At 67.9% G+C, this 20,172-nt stretch carries 18 protein-coding genes; 4 read left to right on the top strand and 14 right to left on the bottom strand.

The annotated features are described in order from the left end of the window. Positions 1-142: 142 nt before the first annotated feature. The 4 genes from AB0436_RS24645 to AB0436_RS24630 form a co-directional block, all read right to left on the bottom strand. Positions 143-514 carry an FKBP-type peptidyl-prolyl cis-trans isomerase gene (locus tag AB0436_RS24645; RefSeq protein ID WP_366470104.1) on the bottom strand — a complete coding sequence of 124 codons (372 nt, stop codon included), beginning with the start codon at positions 512-514 and terminating at the stop codon, positions 143-145. A gap of 42 nt (positions 515-556) precedes the next feature. Beyond that, entirely contained in the window at positions 557-1,561 is a 1,005-nt protein-coding gene (locus AB0436_RS24640) for an FKBP-type peptidyl-prolyl cis-trans isomerase (RefSeq protein WP_366470103.1), read from the bottom strand. A 135-nt stretch (positions 1,562-1,696) separates the two neighbouring features. Next, positions 1,697-3,058, bottom strand: coding sequence for a Pup--protein ligase (gene pafA / locus AB0436_RS24635; RefSeq protein WP_365854269.1), 1,362 nt, complete (start codon positions 3,056-3,058; stop codon positions 1,697-1,699). A gap of 9 nt (positions 3,059-3,067) precedes the next feature. After that, positions 3,068-4,351 carry an MFS transporter gene (locus tag AB0436_RS24630; protein WP_366470101.1) on the bottom strand — a complete coding sequence of 428 codons (1,284 nt, stop codon included), beginning with the start codon at positions 4,349-4,351 and terminating at the stop codon, positions 3,068-3,070. 162 nt (positions 4,352-4,513) lie between these two features. On the opposite strand from AB0436_RS24630, the gene AB0436_RS24625 reads away from it, so the two are divergent. Next, positions 4,514-5,569, top strand: coding sequence for a LacI family DNA-binding transcriptional regulator (locus tag AB0436_RS24625; RefSeq protein WP_366470100.1), 1,056 nt, complete (start codon positions 4,514-4,516; stop codon positions 5,567-5,569). A 76-nt stretch (positions 5,570-5,645) separates the two neighbouring features. Here AB0436_RS24625 and prcA read toward each other — a convergent pair whose 3' ends face one another. The 5 genes from prcA to arc form a co-directional block, all read right to left on the bottom strand. After that, the gene (gene prcA, locus AB0436_RS24620) at positions 5,646-6,398 is read right to left on the bottom strand and encodes a proteasome subunit alpha (protein WP_365854263.1); all 753 of its coding nucleotides are present in this window, start codon (positions 6,396-6,398) and stop codon (positions 5,646-5,648) included. Between the two features lie 45 nt (positions 6,399-6,443). Then, positions 6,444-7,289, bottom strand: coding sequence for a proteasome subunit beta (gene prcB / locus AB0436_RS24615; protein ID WP_366470099.1), 846 nt, complete (start codon positions 7,287-7,289; stop codon positions 6,444-6,446). Between the two features lie 147 nt (positions 7,290-7,436). Beyond that, positions 7,437-7,655: a ubiquitin-like protein Pup gene (locus tag AB0436_RS24610; protein WP_365854259.1), complete on the bottom strand. Its 219-nt coding sequence runs from the start codon at positions 7,653-7,655 to the stop codon at positions 7,437-7,439. A 145-nt stretch (positions 7,656-7,800) separates the two neighbouring features. Then, a complete protein-coding gene (gene dop / locus AB0436_RS24605) occupies positions 7,801-9,312 on the bottom strand; it encodes a depupylase/deamidase Dop (protein WP_366470098.1) in 1,512 nt (503 codons plus the stop codon). A 236-nt stretch (positions 9,313-9,548) separates the two neighbouring features. Beyond that, positions 9,549-11,315 (bottom strand): proteasome ATPase, encoded by a 1,767-nt coding sequence (gene arc, locus AB0436_RS24600; RefSeq protein WP_366470097.1) that lies wholly within the window; start codon positions 11,313-11,315, stop codon positions 9,549-9,551. Positions 11,316-11,555: 240 nt separating this feature from the next. Here arc and AB0436_RS24595 point away from each other — a divergent pair, with 240 nt between their 5' ends. Next, a complete protein-coding gene (locus AB0436_RS24595; RefSeq protein ID WP_366470095.1) occupies positions 11,556-11,864 on the top strand; it encodes a ferredoxin in 309 nt (102 codons plus the stop codon). A gap of 4 nt (positions 11,865-11,868) precedes the next feature. Here the strand turns inward: AB0436_RS24595 and AB0436_RS24590 are convergent, their stop codons facing one another. From AB0436_RS24590 to AB0436_RS24580, 3 genes are all read right to left on the bottom strand, one after another. Continuing rightward, a complete protein-coding gene (locus AB0436_RS24590; protein ID WP_366470094.1) occupies positions 11,869-12,450 on the bottom strand; it encodes a hypothetical protein in 582 nt (193 codons plus the stop codon). Positions 12,451-12,669: 219 nt separating this feature from the next. Beyond that, entirely contained in the window at positions 12,670-13,587 is a 918-nt protein-coding gene (locus tag AB0436_RS24585; RefSeq protein ID WP_366470093.1) for a tRNA (adenine-N1)-methyltransferase, read from the bottom strand. An 18-nt stretch (positions 13,588-13,605) separates the two neighbouring features. Beyond that, the gene (locus AB0436_RS24580; protein WP_366470092.1) at positions 13,606-14,844 is read right to left on the bottom strand and encodes a site-2 protease family protein; all 1,239 of its coding nucleotides are present in this window, start codon (positions 14,842-14,844) and stop codon (positions 13,606-13,608) included. A 100-nt stretch (positions 14,845-14,944) separates the two neighbouring features. Here AB0436_RS24580 and AB0436_RS24575 point away from each other — a divergent pair, with 100 nt between their 5' ends. Together AB0436_RS24575 and AB0436_RS24570 are read left to right on the top strand one after the other, a co-directional pair. Next, positions 14,945-15,778, top strand: coding sequence for a RecB family exonuclease (locus AB0436_RS24575; protein ID WP_366470091.1), 834 nt, complete (start codon positions 14,945-14,947; stop codon positions 15,776-15,778). A 62-nt stretch (positions 15,779-15,840) separates the two neighbouring features. After that, positions 15,841-16,515: a response regulator transcription factor gene (locus AB0436_RS24570; protein WP_366470090.1), complete on the top strand. Its 675-nt coding sequence runs from the start codon at positions 15,841-15,843 to the stop codon at positions 16,513-16,515. Positions 16,516-16,546: 31 nt separating this feature from the next. Here the strand turns inward: AB0436_RS24570 and AB0436_RS24565 are convergent, their stop codons facing one another. Together AB0436_RS24565 and AB0436_RS24560 are read right to left on the bottom strand one after the other, a co-directional pair. Then, on the bottom strand, positions 16,547-18,130 hold the full coding sequence (locus AB0436_RS24565) for an ABC transporter substrate-binding protein (protein WP_366470089.1): 1,584 nt from the start codon (positions 18,128-18,130) through the stop codon (positions 16,547-16,549). 30 nt (positions 18,131-18,160) lie between these two features. Then, on the bottom strand, positions 18,161-19,762 hold the full coding sequence (locus tag AB0436_RS24560; RefSeq protein WP_366470087.1) for an ABC transporter substrate-binding protein: 1,602 nt from the start codon (positions 19,760-19,762) through the stop codon (positions 18,161-18,163). Positions 19,763-20,172: the final 410 nt, after the last annotated feature.

The raw sequence follows: 20,172 nt of genomic DNA, 5'->3' as shown, positions 1-20,172 counted from the left end.
TCCTGGGCAGGTCTTCCGTGGCGTTCCCCGCGGAAGAATGCAGCACCCTCTACGACCGTCGACCGTACCGCCCTGTGGTGCCGGGGCAAAAGCCGAGGGTCCGTGCCGGCAGGCACGGACCCTCGGAAGTGATCGGTTCCGATCAGACTCCGACCAGGTCGCAGACGAAGATCAGCGTCTCGCCCGGCTTGATACGGCCGCCCGCACCACGGTCGCCGTAGGCGAGGTGCGCGGGAATGGTCAGCTGGCGGCGGCCGCCGACCTTCATGCCCTGCACACCCTGGTCCCAGCCGGCGATGACCTGGCCGGCACCGAGCTGGAACTGCAGCGGGGTGCCCCGGTTCCAGCTCGCGTCGAACTCCTCGCCGGTGGAGAAGGCCACACCGACGTAGTGGACCTTGACGGTGTCGCCGGCCTTGGCGACAGCGCCTTCGCCCTCCCAGATGTCCTTGATCTCCAGGTCGGCCGGCGGTTCGCCACCCGGGAAGTCGATCTCGGGCTTCTCGATGCTCACGTAATTGCTCCTACTTCTCGACACTGGGCAACCGGGACAGTCTTACACTGCCGCCACAATGTCGACGACGAAGACCAGCGTCGAATTGGCCGGCAGCGTGGCCCCCTGGGCCTTGTCGCCGTAAGCCAGCTCCGGCGGGATGACCAGCAGCACCCGGTCGCCGACCTTCTTGCCCACCAGGCCCTGGTCCCAGCCCTTGATGACCTGGCCCTCACCGATGGCGGTCGCGAACGGTGCGCCGCTCTTCCACGAGGTGTCGAAGAGAGTCGCGGACGCCTTGCCCTCATTGGGCTTCCAGGCGGCGCCGCTGTACTGCATGTAGACGGTCTGGCCCTTCTTGACCGTGGCGCCGTCGCCCTGGATCAGCACCTTGTCGGTGAGCTTCTTGGGCGGGTCGTTCTTCGGTACCGAGATGGTGGCGGCCGCGTCCTTGTCCGCCTTGACCTGCGGCAGGTTCGAGGGAATGGCCGCCTGGGTGCCGTGGGCACGCTTCGGGATCACCTTCTGGATGTCCAGGGTGAAGACCAGCGTGTCCTTACCGGTCACGCCGAGCTGCTGCTGGCCCGCGCTGCCGAAGGCGGCGCTCGGCGGCGCTACGACGAGCACCCGGCTGCCGATCTTCTGACCGAGCACGGCGTCGGCGAAGGCCGGGATGATGGTCTTCGAACCGGCGGTGATGAGCTGGGGGGCGCCGCCCTTGTCGTACGAGCTGCCCAGGTCCTTGCCGCTCTTCCACACCTTGCCGGTGTAGCCGGCCATCACCAGGTCGTCCTTCTTGACGACGGCGCCGGTGCCCTGGGAAAGCGTGTGGACGACGAACTTTCCGCTCGGGTTCTCCTTGGGAACGGTGATGGTGGACTTCTTGCCCGCCGCTCCGCTCACCGTGGGCAGCGGGGACGCCGAATCGACAGGCTTGGGGACGGCGGGTGCCGAAGCGGATTTGGAGGGCGACGGAGCCGATTCGTCCTTCTTCTTGGAGTCGCCACCTCCACAAGCGGTCAGTGCCAGGGCCGGCACGATGAGCAAGACGGCAAGACGGCGTCGCACAGTGGTCCTCGGGGTAGCGGGGATGTCAGTGGGCGCCACTCTACGACCCCGAGTCCGCCTGACGGGCTCACGGCAGGCAGAAGAATCCCGCACACGCAGGTGTGCGGGATTCATCCGTCGGACAGGTACGGACGGTCACATTCCGGCGATCAGCTTCTCCACCCGGTCGTCCACCGACCTGAACGGATCCTTGCAGAGCACCGTGCGCTGTGCCTGGTCATTGAGCTTGAGGTGCACCCAGTCGACGGTGAAGTCCCGCCGCTGCTCCTGGGCCCGGCGGATGAAGTCTCCGCGCAGCCGCGCCCTGGTGGTCTGCGGGGGCACCGACTTCCCCTCGAAGATCTTCAGGTCGTTGCAGATCCTGGTGGCCTGGCCCCGCTTCTCCAGCAGGTAGTACAGACCACGCCGCCGGTGGATGTCGTGGTAGGCGAGGTCTATCTGAGCGACCCGCGGATTCGACATGGTCATGTTGTGCTTGTCCCGGTACCGCTCGATGAGCTTGTACTTCATCACCCAGTCGATCTCGGTGTCGATCCGGTCGAGGTCCTCGGCCTCGATCGCGTCGAGGGTGCGGCCCCAGAGCTCCAGGACCTGCTCGACCTGGCCGGTACGGATGCCGCGCCGGTCCACGAAGTCGACGGCCTTCTCGTAGTACTCGCGCTGGACCTCGAGCGCCGAGGCCTCGCGGCCGCTGGCGAGGCGGACCTTGCGCTGGCCGGTGGTGTCGTGACTGACCTCGCGGATGGCCCGGATCGGGTTCTCCAGGGTCAGGTCGCGCATCACCGTGCCCGCTTCGATCATGCGCAGCACCAGGTCGGTGGCGCCGACCTTGAGCATCATGGTCGTCTCGGACATGTTCGAGTCGCCGACGATGACGTGCAGCCTGCGGTAACGCTCGGCGTCCGCATGCGGCTCGTCGCGGGTGTTGATGATCGGACGGGAGCGGGTGGTCGCGGAGCTGACACCCTCCCAGATGTGCTCCGCTCGCTGGCTCACGCAGTAGACCGCTCCGCGGGGCGTCTGCAGTACCTTGCCGGCACCGCAGAGCAATTGGCGGGTGACGAGGAAGGGAATGAGAATGTCCGCGAGCCGGGAGAACTCGCCGTGCCGGGCAACCAGGTAGTTCTCGTGGCAGCCGTACGAGTTTCCGGCCGAGTCGGTGTTGTTCTTGAAGAGATAGACGTCGCCCGCGATTCCCTCCTCGTGCAGGCGGCGTTCGGCGTCGACGAGCAGACCTTCGAGAATGCGCTCGCCGGCCTTGTCGTGAGTGACCAGTTCAGCCACGTTGTCGCACTCGGGAGTTGCGTATTCCGGATGCGATCCCACGTCGAGGTAGAGGCGGGCACCGTTCCGCAGGAAGACATTGCTGCTGCGGCCCCATGACACAACACGGCGGAAGAGGTAGCGCGCCACTTCGTCAGGGGACAGACGGCGCTGTCCCCTGAATGTGCACGTGACGCCGTACTCGTTCTCCAGCCCGAAAATGCGGCGATCCATGACTGAACATTACGCCTGATGGCCTGTCCTGAAACCGGGTTCGGCGGCCCCGTTCCGATCATTTTCGGAAGTGACCACCACGGAGTCCTCATGTTCGGGAGCGCGGCCGGCACCATGGCCGGGAGCTGCGAGGACCCGCCGAGTGGCCAGCAGGACGATCAGCGCGGCGATTCCCCCGCCGCCCGCTGCCGCGAAACCGGCGGCCACACCTCCGACTTCCACCGCAGGCCCGGCAACGGCCGTCCCCAGCGCGGCGCCCACCCCGAACGTGGTCACCAGCCAGGAGAACGCCTCGGTCACCGTGCCGCGCGGCGCGTGCCGGTCGACGACGATGAAGGCGCAGGCGATGGCCGGCGCGAGCGACACGCCGGCCAGCGTCATCAGGACCGTCATGGCGGTCGCTCCGGGCACCAGGAGCAGCGGCAGATAGCCCAGTGCGAGGCATCCGACGACGACCCGCAGCCGCTGCTCCGCCGTCCCCGGCCACTGCCGCGCGCCGTATGCCAGCCCGCCGGCAAGCGCGCCCAGGCCGATGGCGGCCATCAGTACGCCGTAGACCGCGTCGCCACCGTGGTCGTCGGCGTAGGCGACCGCGGCCACCGTGATGGAGCCGAGGGCCAGGCCGACGAAGAAAAACGCTCCGAGTAGGGCGAGCAGGCCGCTGGAGCGCAGCGCACCCAGCCAGTGGGCTTCGCGCGGTGCCGAGCGCCAGCTGCGGGAGGGCTCCGACAGGACGACGGAGAGCGCACCCAGCACGCCGAGTGTGTTGACCGCCACCAGGGCGGTCGCCTCGGACCAGAGCGACACCGCCAGGGTGACGAGCAGCGGACCGATGGTGAACATCACTTCCTGCGCCACCGCGTCCATCGCATAGGCGGCGTGCACCCGGTCCTCCCGCTTGAGCACACTGGGCCACAGGGCGCGCAGGGCGCCCTCGAGCGGCGGGGTGAAGAGCCCGGCCACCAGCATGGCGGCCACCGCGAGCCCGACCGGATCGATACCGACCGCGGCGAACAGCACCATGCCGAGCGCCGAGATCACCGCCGAAGGCAGCATCACCCGCGGCTGTCCGTACAGGTCCACGGCCCGGCCGAGCAGCGGCTGGCCGACCGCGGTGGCCAGGCCGTAGACGGCGGAGAGCAGCCCGGCCAGTGAGTAGCTGCCGTCCTGCGCCCGGACGAAGAGCACCACGGCGATCGCCGCGGTCGCGTTCGGCAGGCGGCCGACCAGGGTGCCGGACAGCAACCGGGTGACGTGCCGGGTGCCGAGGAGTTCCGCGTAGCCCGCGGCCATGTCCGCCCCTCTCTGCCCGGCGCGCCGGATGTCTTCGACGTGGTTCCGACGCGTTCGGGTGTTACGTATAACGTCCGGGGTTATACGTACCATGAGCGCAGACCGGAGGTCCAGACGGCCGCACGTCGGCCGGGGACGGTGGCCGGCCGAGTGGAGGACCGAGTGAACGCCCGAGCAGGTGCCCGCCCCGATCCCCGGGCGACAAGCCCGGAGCAGACCGCACCGACCCGCCCGACCAGTCGCGATGTCGCACGCGCGGCCGGTGTCTCGCAGGCCAGCGTCTCCCTGGTGCTCGGTGACAAGTGGCGCGGCAGGGTCTCCGAGCGCACCGCCGAACTGGTGCGCGAGGCGGCCCGGCAGCTGGGCTATCGCCCCAATCTCGCGGCCCGCAATCTGCGTCTCGGCAGCACGCGTACGGTGCTGCTGGTGGTCCCCGCGCTCACCACCGAGTTCTTCGCCCGCGTCTACACCGGCGCGGCGGCGGCCGCGGCGGAACACGACTTCGGGGTGGTTCTCTATCCGTCCCCCGACGGCGTGGGACCGGCCAGAGACCCGTTCGCCTCCGCACGCACCGCCCTGGACGGCGTCATCGCCTCCTCGATGGCCGTCGGTGCGCTGGCCGCCATCCGGGGCTCCGACCTGCCACTGGTGATGCTGGACAGCGACCCGGCGCAGTCCGGGGCCGCCGCGCACGTGAATCTGGACATCGCCGACGGCATGCGTCAGGTGACGGCCCATCTGCTCGCCCTCGGTCATCGCCGCTTCGTGCATCTCGCCCCGTCGATCGACTCCTGGACCTTCGACGTACGCGCCGACGCACTGCGAACGGCGCTGCACGCAGCGGAGGTCAGGACGGTCACCGCCGCGCTGGAGGTCGACGCCGCACGACGGGCCGCGGAACGGGCGCTGGGCGGACCGGGGCCCCGGCCGACCGCGGTGATCTGCGACGACGACATTTTGGCCGCCGGTGCCTGCAAGGCGGCCAGGCGGCTCGGGCTGCGGGTGCCGGAGGATCTGTCCGTCACCGGTTTCGACGACCTCGCGCTGGCCACCGCCATCGAGCCCGAACTCACCACGGTGGCACTGCCCGCCGAGGAGATCGGGCGGCGCGGTATGACGGCGCTGCTGGCCGTACTCGACGGGCGGCAGCCGGCCGGCGGCGACCTCCCGGTCGGCCTGCTGGTCCGCGGGTCGACGGCGCCACCGCCGGCCGGCTGAGACCCGCCGGTGCGGGAACAACGGCGCCCCGGGCCGCGGGAGCGGGCCGGGGCGCCGGGCGAAGAGCCGGTGGTGGCTACTCCTCCTCTTCCTCGTCGGAGGGCGCGTCCGTCTTGGTGACCGCTGCGTCGTCGGCCGCGAGCAGTCGGGACAGCTGACGGCCCACGATGCGCTTGAACTTGCGCTTCTGCGGCCGTGTACGGTCCAGCACCGCCACCTCCAGCCGCTCGGCCGGGATCTCCCGCTCGCCTCCGTTGGTGTCGCGCGACAGGGCCTGTACGGCCAGTTTCAGCGCCTCCGCCAGCGTCATTCCCTCCCGGTGCTGCTGGTCGAGGAAGGAACTGATCGTCTCGGAGTTGCCACCGACCGCGACCGAACCGTGCTCGTCCACGATGGATCCGTCGTGCGGCAGCCGGTAGATCTGGTCGCCGTCCGGCTCGGCGCCCACCTCGGCGACGACCAGCTCCACCTCGTACGGCTTCTCGGCCGCACTGGAGAAGATCGTGCCCAGCGTCTGCGCGTAGACGTTGGCCAGACCACGGGCCGTCACATCGTCGCGGTCATAGGTGTACCCGCGGAGATCCGCGTAGCGCACTCCGCCGATCCGCAGATTCTCGTATTCGTTGTACTTACCGGCGGCCGCGAAGCCGATCCGGTCGTAGATCTCGCTGAACTTGTGCAGCGCACGGGACGGGTTCTCGCCGACGAACACGATGCCGTCGGCATACTGCAGCACAACCAGGCTGCGACCACGGGCGATGCCCTTCCGGGCGTATTCCGCCCGGTCGGCCATGGCCTGCTGGGGTGAGACATAGAACGGCGTCGACACCGGCTATCCGTCCCTTTCTGTCAGTGACGAGTGCATCGGAAGACCTCAGAGCAGCGGGGCGCGGGGGCCGTCGGGCTGCTCGAGGCGCCGCTCCAGGATCGAACGGGCGAGCTCGGAGCCCTCCGCCTCGGTCAGCCTGCGGAAGCCCTCATCGGTGATGACGGTGACGATCGGATAAATGCGACGGGCCACGTCGGGGCCGCCGGTCGCCGAGTCGTCGTCGGCAGCGTCGTACAGCGCCTGCACGACCAGGGTGACGGCCTGCTGCTCCGTCAGGTCGTCGCGGTAGAGCTTCTTCATCGAGCCCCGGGCGAAGATGGAGCCGGAGCCCGTCGATGCGTAGCCGACCTCCTCGGAGCGCCCGCCCGTGACGTCGTAGGAGAAAATCCGGCCCTTCTCCCGGTCCACGTCATAACCGGCGAACAGCGGCACGACGGCGAGCCCCTGCATGGCCATGGCGAGATTACCGCGGATCATGGTGGAGAGCCGATTGGCCTTGCCCTCCAGGGAGAGGGTGGCGCCCTCCACCTTCTCGAAGTGCTCCAGCTCCAGCTGGAAGAGCTTGACCATCTCCACCGCCAGGCCGGCGGTGCCCGCGATCCCGACGGCCGAGTACTCATCGGCCGGGAAGACCTTCTCGATGTCGCGCTGGGCGATCATGTTGCCCATGGTCGCGCGACGGTCGCCGGCGAGGACCACCCCGCCGGCGAAGGTCGCGGCCACGATGGTCGTCCCGTGCGGCGCCTCGAACGCGCCCTGCACCGGCGGCAGCGCGCGGCTGCCCGGCAGGATCTCCGGCGCGTGGTCGGACAGGAAGTCCATGAAGGAGGACGAGCCCGGCGTCAGGAAGGCGGCCGGCAGACGCCCGGTGCTACGAGGGTTGGCTTCCACGCGTTTCCTTCCGGATAGGCGGCGGCCCGCTTCTGAAAGGCCGGGCCGATCTTGTGATCTGTTCACGGACCTTACCCGCGCCCGCGCCGGTCATCCGCGCCGGTGCCATCGGCTTTCGCCGACAGCACCGGCAGAGGAGAACACGCGTTACTCGCCGCCCTTTTGGACAAAGGACCGCACGAAGTCCTCGGCGTTGGACTCGAGGACGTCGTCGATCTCGTCGAGGACGTCGTCGACGTCGTCGCTCAGCTTCTCCTGGCGCTCCTTCAGGTCCTCCGAGCCCTGCGCCTCGGGCGCCTGCTCCTCGGTCCCCTCGGTGTTGCGCGTCGCCTTCTGCTGTCCGCCGCCGGTGTCCTTGGTCGCCATCTACCTCACCCCGCTCGGTTCGATGTAACTGATCAGACCTTGATCAGAGCCGCTTGATCCGACCCTACAAGCGTGCTCCGACATTGGCCTGGTACTTCCGTCAACGTCCGGAACCCACCTGGATGATTCCCACGTCGCGGGCCTTTCAGCCGCCGCCGAGCACCCGGACCAGGTCCTCGGCCGTGCGGCACCGGTCCAGGAGCTCCTTGACGTGGTTGCGGGTCCCGCGCAGCGGTTCCAGGGTGGGCACCCGCTGAAGGGTGTCCCGCCCCGGCAGATCGAAGATCACCGAGTCCCAGGACGCCGCGGCGACGTCGTCGGCGTACTGCTCGAGGCAGCGGCCGCGGAAATAGGCCCTGGTGTCCTCTGGAGGGTTCGTACGGGCGCCGGTGACCGCGGGCTCGTCCAGGAGGCGCTTCATCTTCCCGCGGGCCACCAGACGGTTGTACAGCCCCTTGTCGGGCCTGACGTCCGCGTACTGCAGATCCACCAGGTGCAGCCTGGCCGCGTCCCAGTTGACGTTGTCCCGACGGCGGTAGCCCTCCAGGATTTCCCGCTTGGTGACCCAGTCGAGCTCGCCCGAGAGACTCATCGGGTCGGTCTCCAGGCGGTTCAGCACGTCTTCCCAGCGGCCCAGCACGTCCTTGGTCTGCTCGTCCGCGTCCACCCCGTAGCGCTCCTCGACGTACTTCCTGGCCAGCTCGAAGTACTCCATCTGGAGTTGCACCGCAGTGAGTGTCCGACCGTTACGCAGCGTGACCAACTGGCGCAGCGTCGGGTCGTGCGAGACCTGGTGCAGAGTGCGCACCGGCTGGTCGACGGCCAGGTCCACGTTGATGAAGCCGTCCTCGATCATCGCCAGCACCAGGGACGTGGTGCCGAGCTTGAGATAGGTCGAGATCTCCGAGAGATTGGCGTCACCGATGATCACATGCAGTCTGCGGTACTTCTCGGCGTCGGAGTGCGGTTCGTCGCGGGTATTGATGATCGGCCGCTTGAGGGTGGTCTCCAGGCCGACCTCGACCTCGAAGTAGTCCGCCCGCTGGCTGATCTGGAAGCCGTGCTCGTGGCCGTCCTGACCGATCCCGACCCGTCCGGCGCCGATGACCACCTGTCGCGAGACGAAGAACGGCGTCAGATGACGCACGATGTCCGAGAACGGGGTCGCCCGCTTCATCAGGTAGTTCTCGTGCGTGCCGTACGAGGCGCCCTTGTTGTCCGTGTTGTTCTTGTACAGATGGATCGGCTGGGCACCGGGAACCCGGGCGGCCAGCTCCGCCGCCTCGGCCATGATGCGTTCGCCGGCCTTGTCCCAGAGGACGGCATCGCGCGGATTGGTGACCTCGGGCGAGCTGTACTCGGGGTGGGCGTGGTCGACGTAGAGACGCGCACCGTTGGTCAGGATGACATTGGCCAGGCCGATGTCCTCGTCGGTCAGCTGGCTGCTGTCCGCGGTTTCGCGGGCGAGGTCGAAGCCCCGCGCGTCCCGCAGCGGATTCTCCTCCTCGAAATCCCAGCGGGCCCGCCGCGCCCGGTGCATCGCCGACGCGTAGGCGTTGACGATCTGGGACGAGGTGAGCATGGCATTGGCGTTCGGGTGACCCGGGACGGAGATGCCGTACTCCGTCTCGATGCCCATTACTCGCCGTACGGTCATGCGGCCCTCCTAGCCCGGCAGCGCCCCTTGCGGAAGCGTCGCTCAAGTACCGCTTCGTTCTCCGGTGCGTGCGCGGTCGCCCGTCTCCGCACTGCGCGACTCGGTGGTTACCGAAGAGCCTAGAACGCCGCTGCGCCGGTGGGGAGATCATTACAGGCATTGCTGTCCCTGCGGCCGAAGCCGGAAAACACGGCGGCTGCGGGTACCCTCCGAGGGCCCCGCAGCCGCCCTGTCTTTTACAGGTACTGACCGGTGTTTGCCACCGTGTCGATGGAGCGTCCGGTGTCCGCGCCCTGCTTTCCGGTGACAAGGGTACGGATGAAGACGATCCGCTCGCCCTTCTTGCCGGAGATCCGAGCCCAGTCGTCCGGGTTGGTGGTGTTCGGCAGGTCCTCGTTCTCCTTGAACTCGTCCACGCACGCCTGGAGCAGGTGGGAGACCCGAAGACCCTTCTGGCCCTGATCGAGGAAGTCCTTGATCGCCATCTTCTTGGCCCGGTCGACGATGTTCTGGATCATCGCGCCGGAGTTGAAGTCCTTGAAGTACAGGACCTCCTTGTCGCCGTTGGCGTACGTGACCTCGAGGAAGCGGTTCTCCTCGGACTCGGTGTACATCCGTTCGACGACCGACTGGATCATTGCGCTGACCGTGGAGTCCGGGCTGTCCCGGTGCTCGGCCAGATCGTCCGTGTGCAGCGGCAGGGAGGCCGTCAGGTACTTCGCGAAGATGTCCTTGGCGGCTTCCGCGTCGGGGCGCTCGATCTTGATCTTCACATCGAGCCGGCCCGGCCGCAGGATCGCGGGGTCGATCATGTCCTCACGGTTGGAGGCGCCGATGACGATGACGTTCTCCAGCCCCTCCACGCCGTCGATCTCGGCGAGCAGCTGCGGGACGATGGTGTTCTCCACGTCCGAGCTGACACCGGAACCACGGGTGCGGAAGAGTGATTCCATCTCGTCGAAGAAGACGATGACGGGGGTACCCTCGCTCGCCTTCTCCCGCGCACGCTGGAAGACCAGGCGGATGTGCCGCTCGGTCTCACCGACGTACTTGTTGAGGAGCTCGGGGCCCTTGATGTTGAGGAAGTAGCTCTTCCCCGCGGGCTGCCCGGTCACCTCGGCGACCTTCTTGGCAAGGGAGTTGGCGACGGCCTTGGCGATGAGCGTCTTGCCGCAGCCCGGCGGACCGTAGAGCAGGATGCCCTTCGGCGGCCGCAGTTCGTGTTCCTTGAAAAGGTCGGGGTGCAGGTACGGAAGCTCGACCGCGTCACGGATCAGCTCGATCTGGTCGCCCAGACCGCCGATCTTGTTGTAGTCGATGTCCGGGACCTCTTCGAGAACGAGCTCCTCGACCTCGCTCTTCGGCACCACCTCATAGACGTACCCGGACCTCGGGTCGAGCAGCAGGGCGTCGCCGGGGCGGATGGTGACGTCCAGCAGCGGCTCGGCGAGCCGCACCACCCGTTCCTCGTCGGTGTGCCCGATCACCAGTGCACGGTCGCCGTCCTCGAGGACTTCCTTGAGGGTGACGATGTCCCCGGCACGCTCGAATTCCATGGCCTCGACCACGTTGAGCGCTTCGTTGAGCATGACTTCCTGGCCACGCCTGAGCTCGTCGAGCTCGACGCTGGGACTCACATTCACCCGGAGCTTGCGGCCCCCGGTGAAGATGTCGCACGTGCCGTCCTCATTGGCCTGCAGGAAGACGCCGAAGCCGGCCGGCGGCTGTGCGAGCCGGTCGACCTCCTCCTTGAGAGCCACGATCTGGTCACGCGCCTCACGGAGCGTGTTGGCGAGCCGCTCGTTCTGTGCGGACACGCCTGCCAGATTCGTCTGCAGCTCGACGATCCGCTCTTCGAGAATCCTCGTGTGTCGCGGAGAGTCGGCGAGCTTGCGGCGCAGGACGGCGATTTCCTGCTCGAGATAGGCAACCTGGCCGGCGGGGTCCTCAGACCCTCGCGCGGGCCGGATGCCGCGGTTGATGTCGTCGTCGTGGGCTGCCACGGTCCTCACCTCCTCCAAGGGGAGCTGGACGCTTCCTGACCCTACCTGGGCGATCGGCGAATCAAACCCCTAGATCACAAAGACGTCGGAGTGTGTCCGATCTTCACTCTTGCGTACTCCCTCTCGTCAGGGAATACCCACCCAGCAGCGTCGGAAAGCCGCCGGTTGTATCGTCGAAGTGTTCAACACCCGTCAGGGCTGGCTCCAATTGGTTCAACCACGCAGGAAACGGCAGGAGAAATGACCGTGCAGGACGAGGCTCCCACCGACGCGGCCCAGGTGCTCGAGGTCTGGATCGACCAGGACCTCTGCACGGGCGACGGCATCTGCGCCCAGTACGCGCCCGAGGTCTTCGAGCTCGACATCGACGGACTGGCGTACGTGAAGAGCGCCGACGACGAACTGCTTCAGGACACCGGAGCCACCACACCCGTGCCGTTGCCACTGCTGCAGGATGTCGTGGACTCGGCCAAGGAATGCCCGGGCGACTGCATTCATGTGCGCCGGGTTTCGGACCGCGTGGAGGTCTACGGCCCCGCGGCCGAGTGACGCTTCACACGGCGCGCGCCTGCGCCCGGGACGGCACCGAGCGTACGAACTTCCCGCCCTGCCAGCGCCACTTGGCCTTCTGCCGCACATCGGGTTTCCAGCGCGGTACTTCGGGCGAGGAGTAGCCGAGCAGCGTCGCGGTGACCGCTCCGTCGTGTACCGCGAGAGCTCCGACCGTCTGCTCGCTTCCCGGTGCGACGAGAGTCGCCACGACCCGCGGCGCGCCGCCCTCGGTGAGCGGCTGGGTGACGACGTAGACCCCGCTCGGCGGGGTTCCCATGCCCGCGTCGCAGCGGACCACCGCCACCGTCTCGGGCCGGCCGTCGCCGTCCAGGTCGCCGGTCGCCTTCTTGGTGACGACGCTGCCCACACCGCCGCATTTCAAGGGGAAGACGGCGGCTGCGGTGTCGGGGGCGGCGACCGTGGCCGGTTTTCTGCCGGGCTGCGATGCGGTGGCCGGGCCGGGCGTGAGAAAGCCCGCCAGAGCGACGACGCCGGCCATCGCGGTGGCCGTCGCCAGCCATTGGACCGGGCTGGTCCGGGTGTGCGCGAGGTCCGGGAGGTCCGGGAGCGCGGAGGGCAGCACGCGGGGGGTCTCCTGTGGGGCAGTTCCGGAGGGGGTGGCCAGAATGGTGCCACACGTCACACACGTTCGGAACGCCGGGGTCCGTATGGTCAACGTAAAGATGCCGTCACCGAGTTCCCGGATGTGCTGGGGAACTCGGTGACGGCAGCAGTGCGTTGTCGGCGTATCAGAGCAGGCCCGCAGGGGGCAGCCGGGCTCGGGTGAGGCCGCTGTCGCGGATCAGCTCTCCTCGGCGGGCTTTTCCTGCGATGTACGTCCTCCGGGGCCCGTGTAGTCCTCGCCGTACGCGCCCTTGGAGGGGCGACGGCGGCGCATCGGGGGTTCCACCCCGTCCGCCAGGCGGCGGGCGGTGACCAGGAAGCCGGTGTGGCCGATCATGCGGTGGTCGGGCCGGACGGCCAGGCCCTCCACGTGCCAGTTGCGGATCATCGATTCCCAGGGCTGTGGCTCGGCGAAGCAGCCGATCTCCCGGAGGGACTCCACGGTGCGCGAGAGCTGGGTGGTGGTGGCCACGTAGCAGCAGAGGATACCGCCGGGTACGAGGGCCTTGGAGACGGCTTCCAGGCATTCCCACGGGGCGAGCATGTCCAGGATCACGCGGTCGACATCAGTGTCCGACAGGTTGTCCTGGAGATCACCCACTGTGAGCTGCCAGGCGGGGTGCGGCCCGCCGAAGTAGCGCTCGACGTTCTGGGTGGCGATCTCGGCGAAGTCGGCGCGGCGCTCGTACGAGTGCAGCATGCCCTGTTCGCCGATGGCACGCAGCAGGAAGCTGCTGAGCGCGCCGGAGCCCACCCCCGCCTCGACGACGCGCGCGCCGGGGAAGATGTCACCGAAGGCCAGGATCTGGCCGGCGTCCTTGGGGTAGACCACGGCTGCGCCGCGGGGCATGGACAGGACGAAGTCGGGGAGCAGGGGGCGCAGGGCGAGGTAGGCGACGTTCCCCGTGGTGCGGACAACGCTGCCCTCGGGAGCACCGATCAGCTCGTCGTGCGGAAAAGAACCCTTATGGGTGTGGAAGTTCTTTCCCGCTTCGAGGGTGAAGGTGTAGTGGCGACCCTTCGGGTCGGTGAGCTGTACCTGGTCCCCGACTTTGAAGGGCCCACGTCGGCGGGCGGCACCGGTCGGTTCGGACATGTGAGCAGCCTACCGGCCTCAGGAACCGGGGCGCGCCATCGCCTGCACGAATGCCCGTTCGACGTCGCTGGTGGAGAGCACGCCGTAGATCTCGCCGGTCTCCTCCACCACCAGGTACTCGGTGGCCGGGCTGGCCCGCAGCGTGTCGAGGAGAGCCTCACCGGCCAGCTCGGCCGGGACCTTCATGCTTTCGGTGAGTTCCTGGGCGAGTCCGCTGACGGCGACCCACGGACGACGGTGCTCCGGCACACCGACGATGGCCGCCTCTCTGACCAGCGCGGTGGGGTCACCGTGGCTGTCGACGACCACCAGGGCGCGCGCCCCCGCCTCGTTGGCGCGGCGCAGCGCCTCGGAGAGCGGCGTGGTGCTCTCCACCGGGACAGCGCGCCGGGTGAGCGTCCGGGCCCGGAGGTCGGGGAGGTGTTCGCGCAGCCGGGCCATCCGCAGGCTGTTGCCCGCACCGGTCCAGATGATCGCGGCGAGGATCGCGGCCAGCAGCGCGTCCATCACCGTCTCCATGCCGCCGACGTCGGCGTTGGAGCCGGTGTGGGTGAGCAGCGGGAGGCCGATCAGGACGGTGACGGCGAGCGCCCGGCCGAACCAGGCCGCGGCGATGGTGCCGCTCATCGGCTTGCCGGTGATCTTCCAGACCACCGCCCGCAGCATCCGGCCGCCGTCCAGCGGCAGCCCGGGGAGCAGGTTGAAGACGGCGACGATGAGGTTGGAGATCATCAGTCCGGCGAGCAGCACACCGGGGACGGTGCCCGGCTCGACGGTCTTCATCGCGAGGTAGAAGACACCGGAGAGCACCAGCGAGAGCAACGGTCCGACGAACGCGAGGACGAACTCCCGACCGGGGGTCTCGGACTCCTTCTCGATCTCCGAGACGCCACCGAAGAACTGCAGCTGGATACGGCGCACCGGGAGCTTGAACCGCAGCGCGGCGACCGTGTGGGCCAGCTCATGGACCAGTACGGACGCGTAGAAGGCGACGGCGAAGAAGAGAGAGACCAGGTAGCGCAGGTTGCCGAGTTCGGGCAGCACCCGGTCCAGCTGGCCGCCGAAGACCCAGGTGATGAGCGCGGCCACCAGGAACCAGCTGGGGGCGACGTAGACCGGCACCCCGAAGGGGCGGCCCATCAGGATGCCGCCGCCCGGTGCGTCCCGGCGCTGCGGCTTGCCGTCCTCGGGCGCGGAGCCGGGATCGGCCTTCTCCGTGCCGGACCGCGGACGCCCGCCGTCGCCGCTCTCGTTCACGATGTCCCTTCGTATCCTCAGGAAGCGTTCCCCGCCCGTGGGGGACTCTGCCGTCGATGGTATGCGGAACGATGTCGGTGGCGGGTCGTAGGGTCTTGTCATGACTACCGCCCAGCAGCCCACTTCACTCTCGCCGTCACGGGCGAGCGACTTCATGCAGTGTCCGCTGCTGTACCGGTTCCGGGTGATCGACAAGCTGCCGGAGAAGCCCAGCGCGGCGGCCACCCGGGGCACCCTGGTCCATGCGGTGCTGGAGCGGATGTTCGACGATCCGGCCGTGGAAAGGACCGCTCCGCGGGCCAGAGCGTTGATTCCGGGCCAATGGGACCGGCTGCTCGCGTCGAAGCCCGAGCTCGCCGGTCTCTTCGCGGAGGATGCGGGAGGCGAGCAGCTCGCCCAGTGGCTCGCGGAGGCCGAGCGGCTGGTCGAGCGGTGGTTCACGCTCGAGGATCCGACCCGGCTCGAGCCCGCGGAGCGGGAGCTGTTCGTCGAGACCGAGCTGGAGTCGGGGCTGCGGCTGCGCGGCATCATCGACCGGGTGGATGTGGCGCCGACCGGCGAGGTGCGGATCGTCGACTACAAGACGGGCAAGGCACCCCGACCGCAGTACGCCGAGGGTGCGCTGTTCCAGATGAAGTTCTACGCCCTGGTGGTGTGGCGGCTGAAGGGGATCGTGCCGCGCCGGCTCCAGCTGGTGTATCTGGGAAACGGCGAGGTGGTGACCTACGACCCGCTGGAAGCCGACCTGCTGCGGGTCGAGCGCAAGTTGCTCGCGCTGTGGGAGGCGATCAAGAAGGCCACCGAAACGGGCGACTGGCAGCCCCGCCCCACCAAGCTGTGCGGCTGGTGCGACCACCAGGCGTTCTGCCCGGAATTCGGCGGCACCCCGCCGGTGTACCCGCTCGGCGTCACCCGCGTGGACGACCCGGCCTGAGCCCGCGGCTTCGCCGCCGGGCGTGCAGGGCAGAATGGGGCGGGTCTATCGAAGGAGTTCCTGTGGCGATCCGCGTCCTACTGGTCGACGACCAGCCGCTGCTGCGCACCGGCTTCCGGATGATCCTGGAGGCCGAGCAGGACCTCGCGGTGGTCGGTGAGGCCGGGGACGGTCTGCAGGCCCTCGACCAGGTCCGCGCCCTGCAGCCCGATGTCGTGCTGATGGACATCCGGATGCCCAGGATGGACGGCGTCGAGGCGACCCGTCGGATCACCGGACCCGGCCGCGACGGGCCGGCGAAGGTGCTGGTGCTGACCACCTTCGACCTGGACGAATACGTGGTGGAGGCGCTGCGCGCCGGGGCGAGCGGTTTCCTGCTGAAGGACGCGCCGGCCAATGAGCTGGTCCAGGCGATCCGGGTGGTCGCGGGCGGCGAGGCGATGCTGGCCCCGAGCATCACCCGCCGGCTCCTCGACAAGTACGCGGACCACCTGCCGTCCGGCGAGGACCCGGTGCCCAACACGCTGCACACGCTGACCGAGCGCGAGGTCGAGGTGCTCAAGCTGGTCGCCCGGGGACTCTCCAACGCGGAGATCGCGGCCGACCTCTTCGTCAGCGAGACCACCGTCAAGACGCATGTCGGCCATGTGCTGACGAAGCTGGGGCTGCGCGACCGTGTGCAGGCCGCGGTGTACGCGTACGAGAGCGGCCTGGTGCGCCCCGGCGCCCAGCCGTAGGGGCGGAGGGGCGAGGGCGCGCCGGGTCGGCTCAGTGTTTGCTGATCTCCCAGAAGCGGAAGACCGTCGAAGCGTCGAGCGTCCACTCGAGCCCCGTGATGTCGTCGTGTGCCACCGCGTACTGCTTGCCCTGCCACAGCGGAATGATCGGCAGGTCGGTCGCCACGATGTCCTGCAGCTCGCTGAAGTCATCGGCCGTGGTGGTCCGGTCGGTCGCTGAGGACTCGGCCGGGATGAGATGGTCGATGATCGTCTTGTTGTCGTAGTTGTTGTCCAGCACGTTGCCCTTGCCGAAGAACGGCGCGGTGAAGTTGTCGGGGTCCGGGTAGTCGGGGACCCAGCCCTTCACATAGACGCCGTACTTCCCGGCCGCGATCCCCTTCTCGTACTGCCCGTAGGGCACGGACTTCACCGTGGCGTCGAAGAGCCCGCTGGCATTGAGCTGCCCGGCGATGGCCTTGAACTCCTCGTCGGTGGCGGGCCCGTAACGACTGGGCGTGGACCAGAGGGTCAGCTTCACCTTGCCGGTGATGCCGGCGGCGCGCAGCACCTGAGCGGCCTTGGCGGGCTTGGGGCTGTCGCCGTACATGTCGAAGAACGCGGTGCGGTGGGCCGCGATCCCGGCGGGCACGATGGAGTACAGCGGCTCGGCCGTGGACCGGTAGACGTTGGTGACCAGCGCGTTGCGGTTGACGAGGTAGGCGATCGCCTTGCGCACCGGGAGCTTGCCGACGACCGGGTCCTTCATGTTGAAGACCAGGTGCTGCACTTCGGCGCTGGAGCCCTCGATGACGTCGATCCCGTTGTCGCCGCTGACCGAGTCCTGGATGGTCTCGATGTCCTTGGCCGTCAGACCGCGGTAGGCGAGGTCGATGTCGCCCCTCTTGAGCGCCGCTCCCAGCGCCTTCTGGTCGTTGTGGAAGAGCTTCATGGTCATGCCGGAGTTCTGGACCTTCGCGGTGCCCCGGTAGCGGGTGTTGACCGAGAAGACCGCCTGCTTCTTGTCGTACGAGTCCAGCTTGTAGACGCCGGAGCCGACCGCCTTGCCGTCCGTGCGCAGTTTGTCCATCTTGTACTGCCGGTGATCCACGATGGAGCCGGCGCCCGAGGCGATCTTGCTGGGAAAGGTGGCGTCGGGGAACTTCAGATGGAAGACGACCGTCCTGGCGTCCGGCGCGTCCACCGTCTTGATCGAGGAGAGCAGCGGCCCAGGCCCCAGCTCGTCATTGATCTTCAGCACCCGGTCGAAGGAGAACTTGACATCCCGTGAGGTGAGACTGTCGCCGTTGCTGAACGTGAGCCCGCTGCGCAGCGTGCAGCGGTACGTCGTCGATCCCCCGGCCTCGAAGCCGCACTCCTTGGCCGCCTCGGGCTGCGGGGTCGAACTGCCCTTGGGGAAGCTCATCAGGGACTGGAAGACGTTGTTGAACAGCAGCCATGATCCGGGGTCGTATCCGGATGCCGGGTCGGTGGCCTGGATCTCGTCGGACATCCCCATGACCACCGGCTTTCCGGTGCCTCCGGCGTCGCCCTGCGTGCCGCAGCCACTGAGCAGCCCGGCGGTCAGTCCTCCGACGAGCAGGACCGGCAGCGACTGGTTACGACGTATCTTCACGCAGGTGCCTCACATAATCCGTGGCCAATATCAGCTGACGCCCCGGCCCAGCTCCCAGATCTGCAGGGCGGACGAGCTGCTGAGAGCCCATTCCGCACCGGTCAGGTCATCACGCGCGGCGACATACTGCTTACCCTGCCAGAGCGGCAGTACAGGGACATCATCGGCCACGATGTCCTGGATCTTCTGGAAGGGTGCGGTTGCCGCCGTACGGTCCGCGGCACGCCGGGAATCGGGGATGTACTTGGTGCGGATGGCGTTGTTCGCGTAGGGGGTGTTGAGGAAGTTGCCCTTGCCGAGGAACGGCGCGATGAAGTTGTCCGAGTCGGGGAAGTCCGGGAACCAGCCAAGACCGTAGACCGCGTAGTCACCGTGCAGCTCGGCGGGACGGAACGTCGCCCACGGGGTGCCCTGGATCTTGACGTCGAACAACCCGGAGGCGTTCAGCTGCTGCTTGAGCAGTGCGAATTCCTTTGCCGTCTCGGGTCCGTAGTGGTCGTTCGTGTAGTGCAGGGTCAACCGCACCTTGTCGTTGATCCCGGCGTTGTGCAGGATCTTGGCCGCCTCGGTCTTGCTGGGGTTGCCGTACTTGTCGAAGAACGAGTTGGTGTGTCCGGCCATACCGGAGGGGATCAGCGAGTAGAGCGGCTCGGCCGTGGCGCCGTACACCTCGCTCGCGATCTGACCGCGGTCGACGAGCGCGGACATCGCCTGGCGGACCGCCTTGTTCTTCACCGAGGGGTCATCGGTGTTGAAGCCGAGGTAGCGGATTCCCAGGCCGGGGCTCTCGATGAAATTGATGTTCTGCGTCGAACCGGCGGAGAGTTCCTTGATCTGCGACGGCGACAGGGTGCGGGTCATCATGTCGATCTCGCCGGACTTCAGCGCCTTGCCCATCGCGGCGGCATCGGTGAACGAACGGATCTCGACCTTGTCGTTCTGCAGCTGCAACACCCCCTTGTAGCGGGGGTTCTTGGTGAATACCGCCTTCTCGAGGCGGTCGTTCTTGACGACCGTCTTCAGGGTGTACGGGCCGGAGCCGTCCACCGCGAAGCCCTTGCGCAGCCGGTTCGGTGCGTAGGTTCCCTTCTCCACGATGCCCGCGGCCGGGGTTGCCAGCTTGTACGGGAAGGTGGCATCCGGCGTCTTGAGATGGAAGACCAGTTCGGTGCCGCTCACCGTCTCGATGGTGTCGATGTTGTCGAACAGACCGGCCGGGCCGTTGCTGTCGTGGATGCGGGAGACGCGGTCCAGGGAGTACTTCACATCGGAGGCCGTCAGCTTGTCGCCGTTGGAGAACTCGAGCCCGCTGCGCAGCTTGCAGCGGTAGCTCTCGTTCTCGGTGTCGGTGAACCGGCAGTCGGTGGCGGCGTCCGGCACCGGCTGGCCGCCGCCGCGGGGAATCTGCAGCAGCGACTGCAGGGCGGGGCGCAGGATGTTCCAGGCACCGGAGTCATAGGTGTACGCAGGGTCGAAGGGGGCCGGAGCATCCTTGCCGGACACGAAGGTGTCCGTCACACCCACGACGATGGCCTTGCCGCCGCTGTTGCCGCTGTCCGTAGCGCCACAAGCGGCGAGTACCGGAGCCAGCAGGCCCACCACGGCCGGCAGTACCAAGGTCTTGCGGTTCATTCTGGACGTTCTCCTCATCCGGCACTGGGTTACAGCGGTGTACGGAAACTCCGCCGCTGCCGCCCCTCCGCAAGCACTGACGAGCAGGGGATCTCCCCCACCGGGGCGGCGCGATCGGCCGGGTACGGAGCGATCGGTCCGCAGTCCACGGCGGCATGGTTGGCGCCGGGGAACCGGAAGTGTGCGGCGAAGTTCTCGGATGAGATTAGTGCGGAACGTCAGGAAAGCTGGACCGGCGGCGACTTCAGGCCCATACACAGCATCTTCACGGATAGCAGAGCGTTGATATCCGAGCACGGCGGAGATTCGCACACTGCCTCACCAAACGGGACACATGGTGCGTCTCCCGCCATCGGAACGCCCCGCCCAGCACGCAGATCCGCCCATGTCGACGCCCCGTCAGGTGATAA

Origin of the sequence: Streptomyces sp. NPDC051322 (assembly GCF_040689485.1) — a bacterium.
Classification (GTDB): domain Bacteria; phylum Actinomycetota; class Actinomycetes; order Streptomycetales; family Streptomycetaceae; genus Streptomyces.
The sequence above is the reverse complement of the archived record's forward strand: the minus strand, read 5'-3'. Positions and strand labels throughout refer to the sequence as shown.

Excerpts from the sequence above, each read along its gene's own strand:
- dop (WP_366470098.1), bottom strand. The coding sequence starts at position 9,312 with ATGACCGTACGGCGAGTAATGGGCATCGAGACGGAGTACGGCATCTCC.
- AB0436_RS24595 (WP_366470095.1), top strand. The coding sequence starts at position 11,556 with ATGACCGTGCAGGACGAGGCTCCCACCGACGCGGCCCAGGTGCTCGAG.
- AB0436_RS24585 (WP_366470093.1), bottom strand. The coding sequence starts at position 13,587 with ATGTCCGAACCGACCGGTGCCGCCCGCCGACGTGGGCCCTTCAAAGTC.
- AB0436_RS24630 (WP_366470101.1), bottom strand. The coding sequence starts at position 4,351 with ATGGCCGCGGGCTACGCGGAACTCCTCGGCACCCGGCACGTCACCCGG.
- pafA (WP_365854269.1), bottom strand. The coding sequence starts at position 3,058 with ATGGATCGCCGCATTTTCGGGCTGGAGAACGAGTACGGCGTCACGTGC.
- AB0436_RS24560 (WP_366470087.1), bottom strand. The coding sequence starts at position 19,762 with ATGAACCGCAAGACCTTGGTACTGCCGGCCGTGGTGGGCCTGCTGGCT.
- AB0436_RS24575 (WP_366470091.1), top strand. The coding sequence starts at position 14,945 with ATGACTACCGCCCAGCAGCCCACTTCACTCTCGCCGTCACGGGCGAGC.
- AB0436_RS24610 (WP_365854259.1), bottom strand. The coding sequence starts at position 7,655 with ATGGCGACCAAGGACACCGGCGGCGGACAGCAGAAGGCGACGCGCAAC.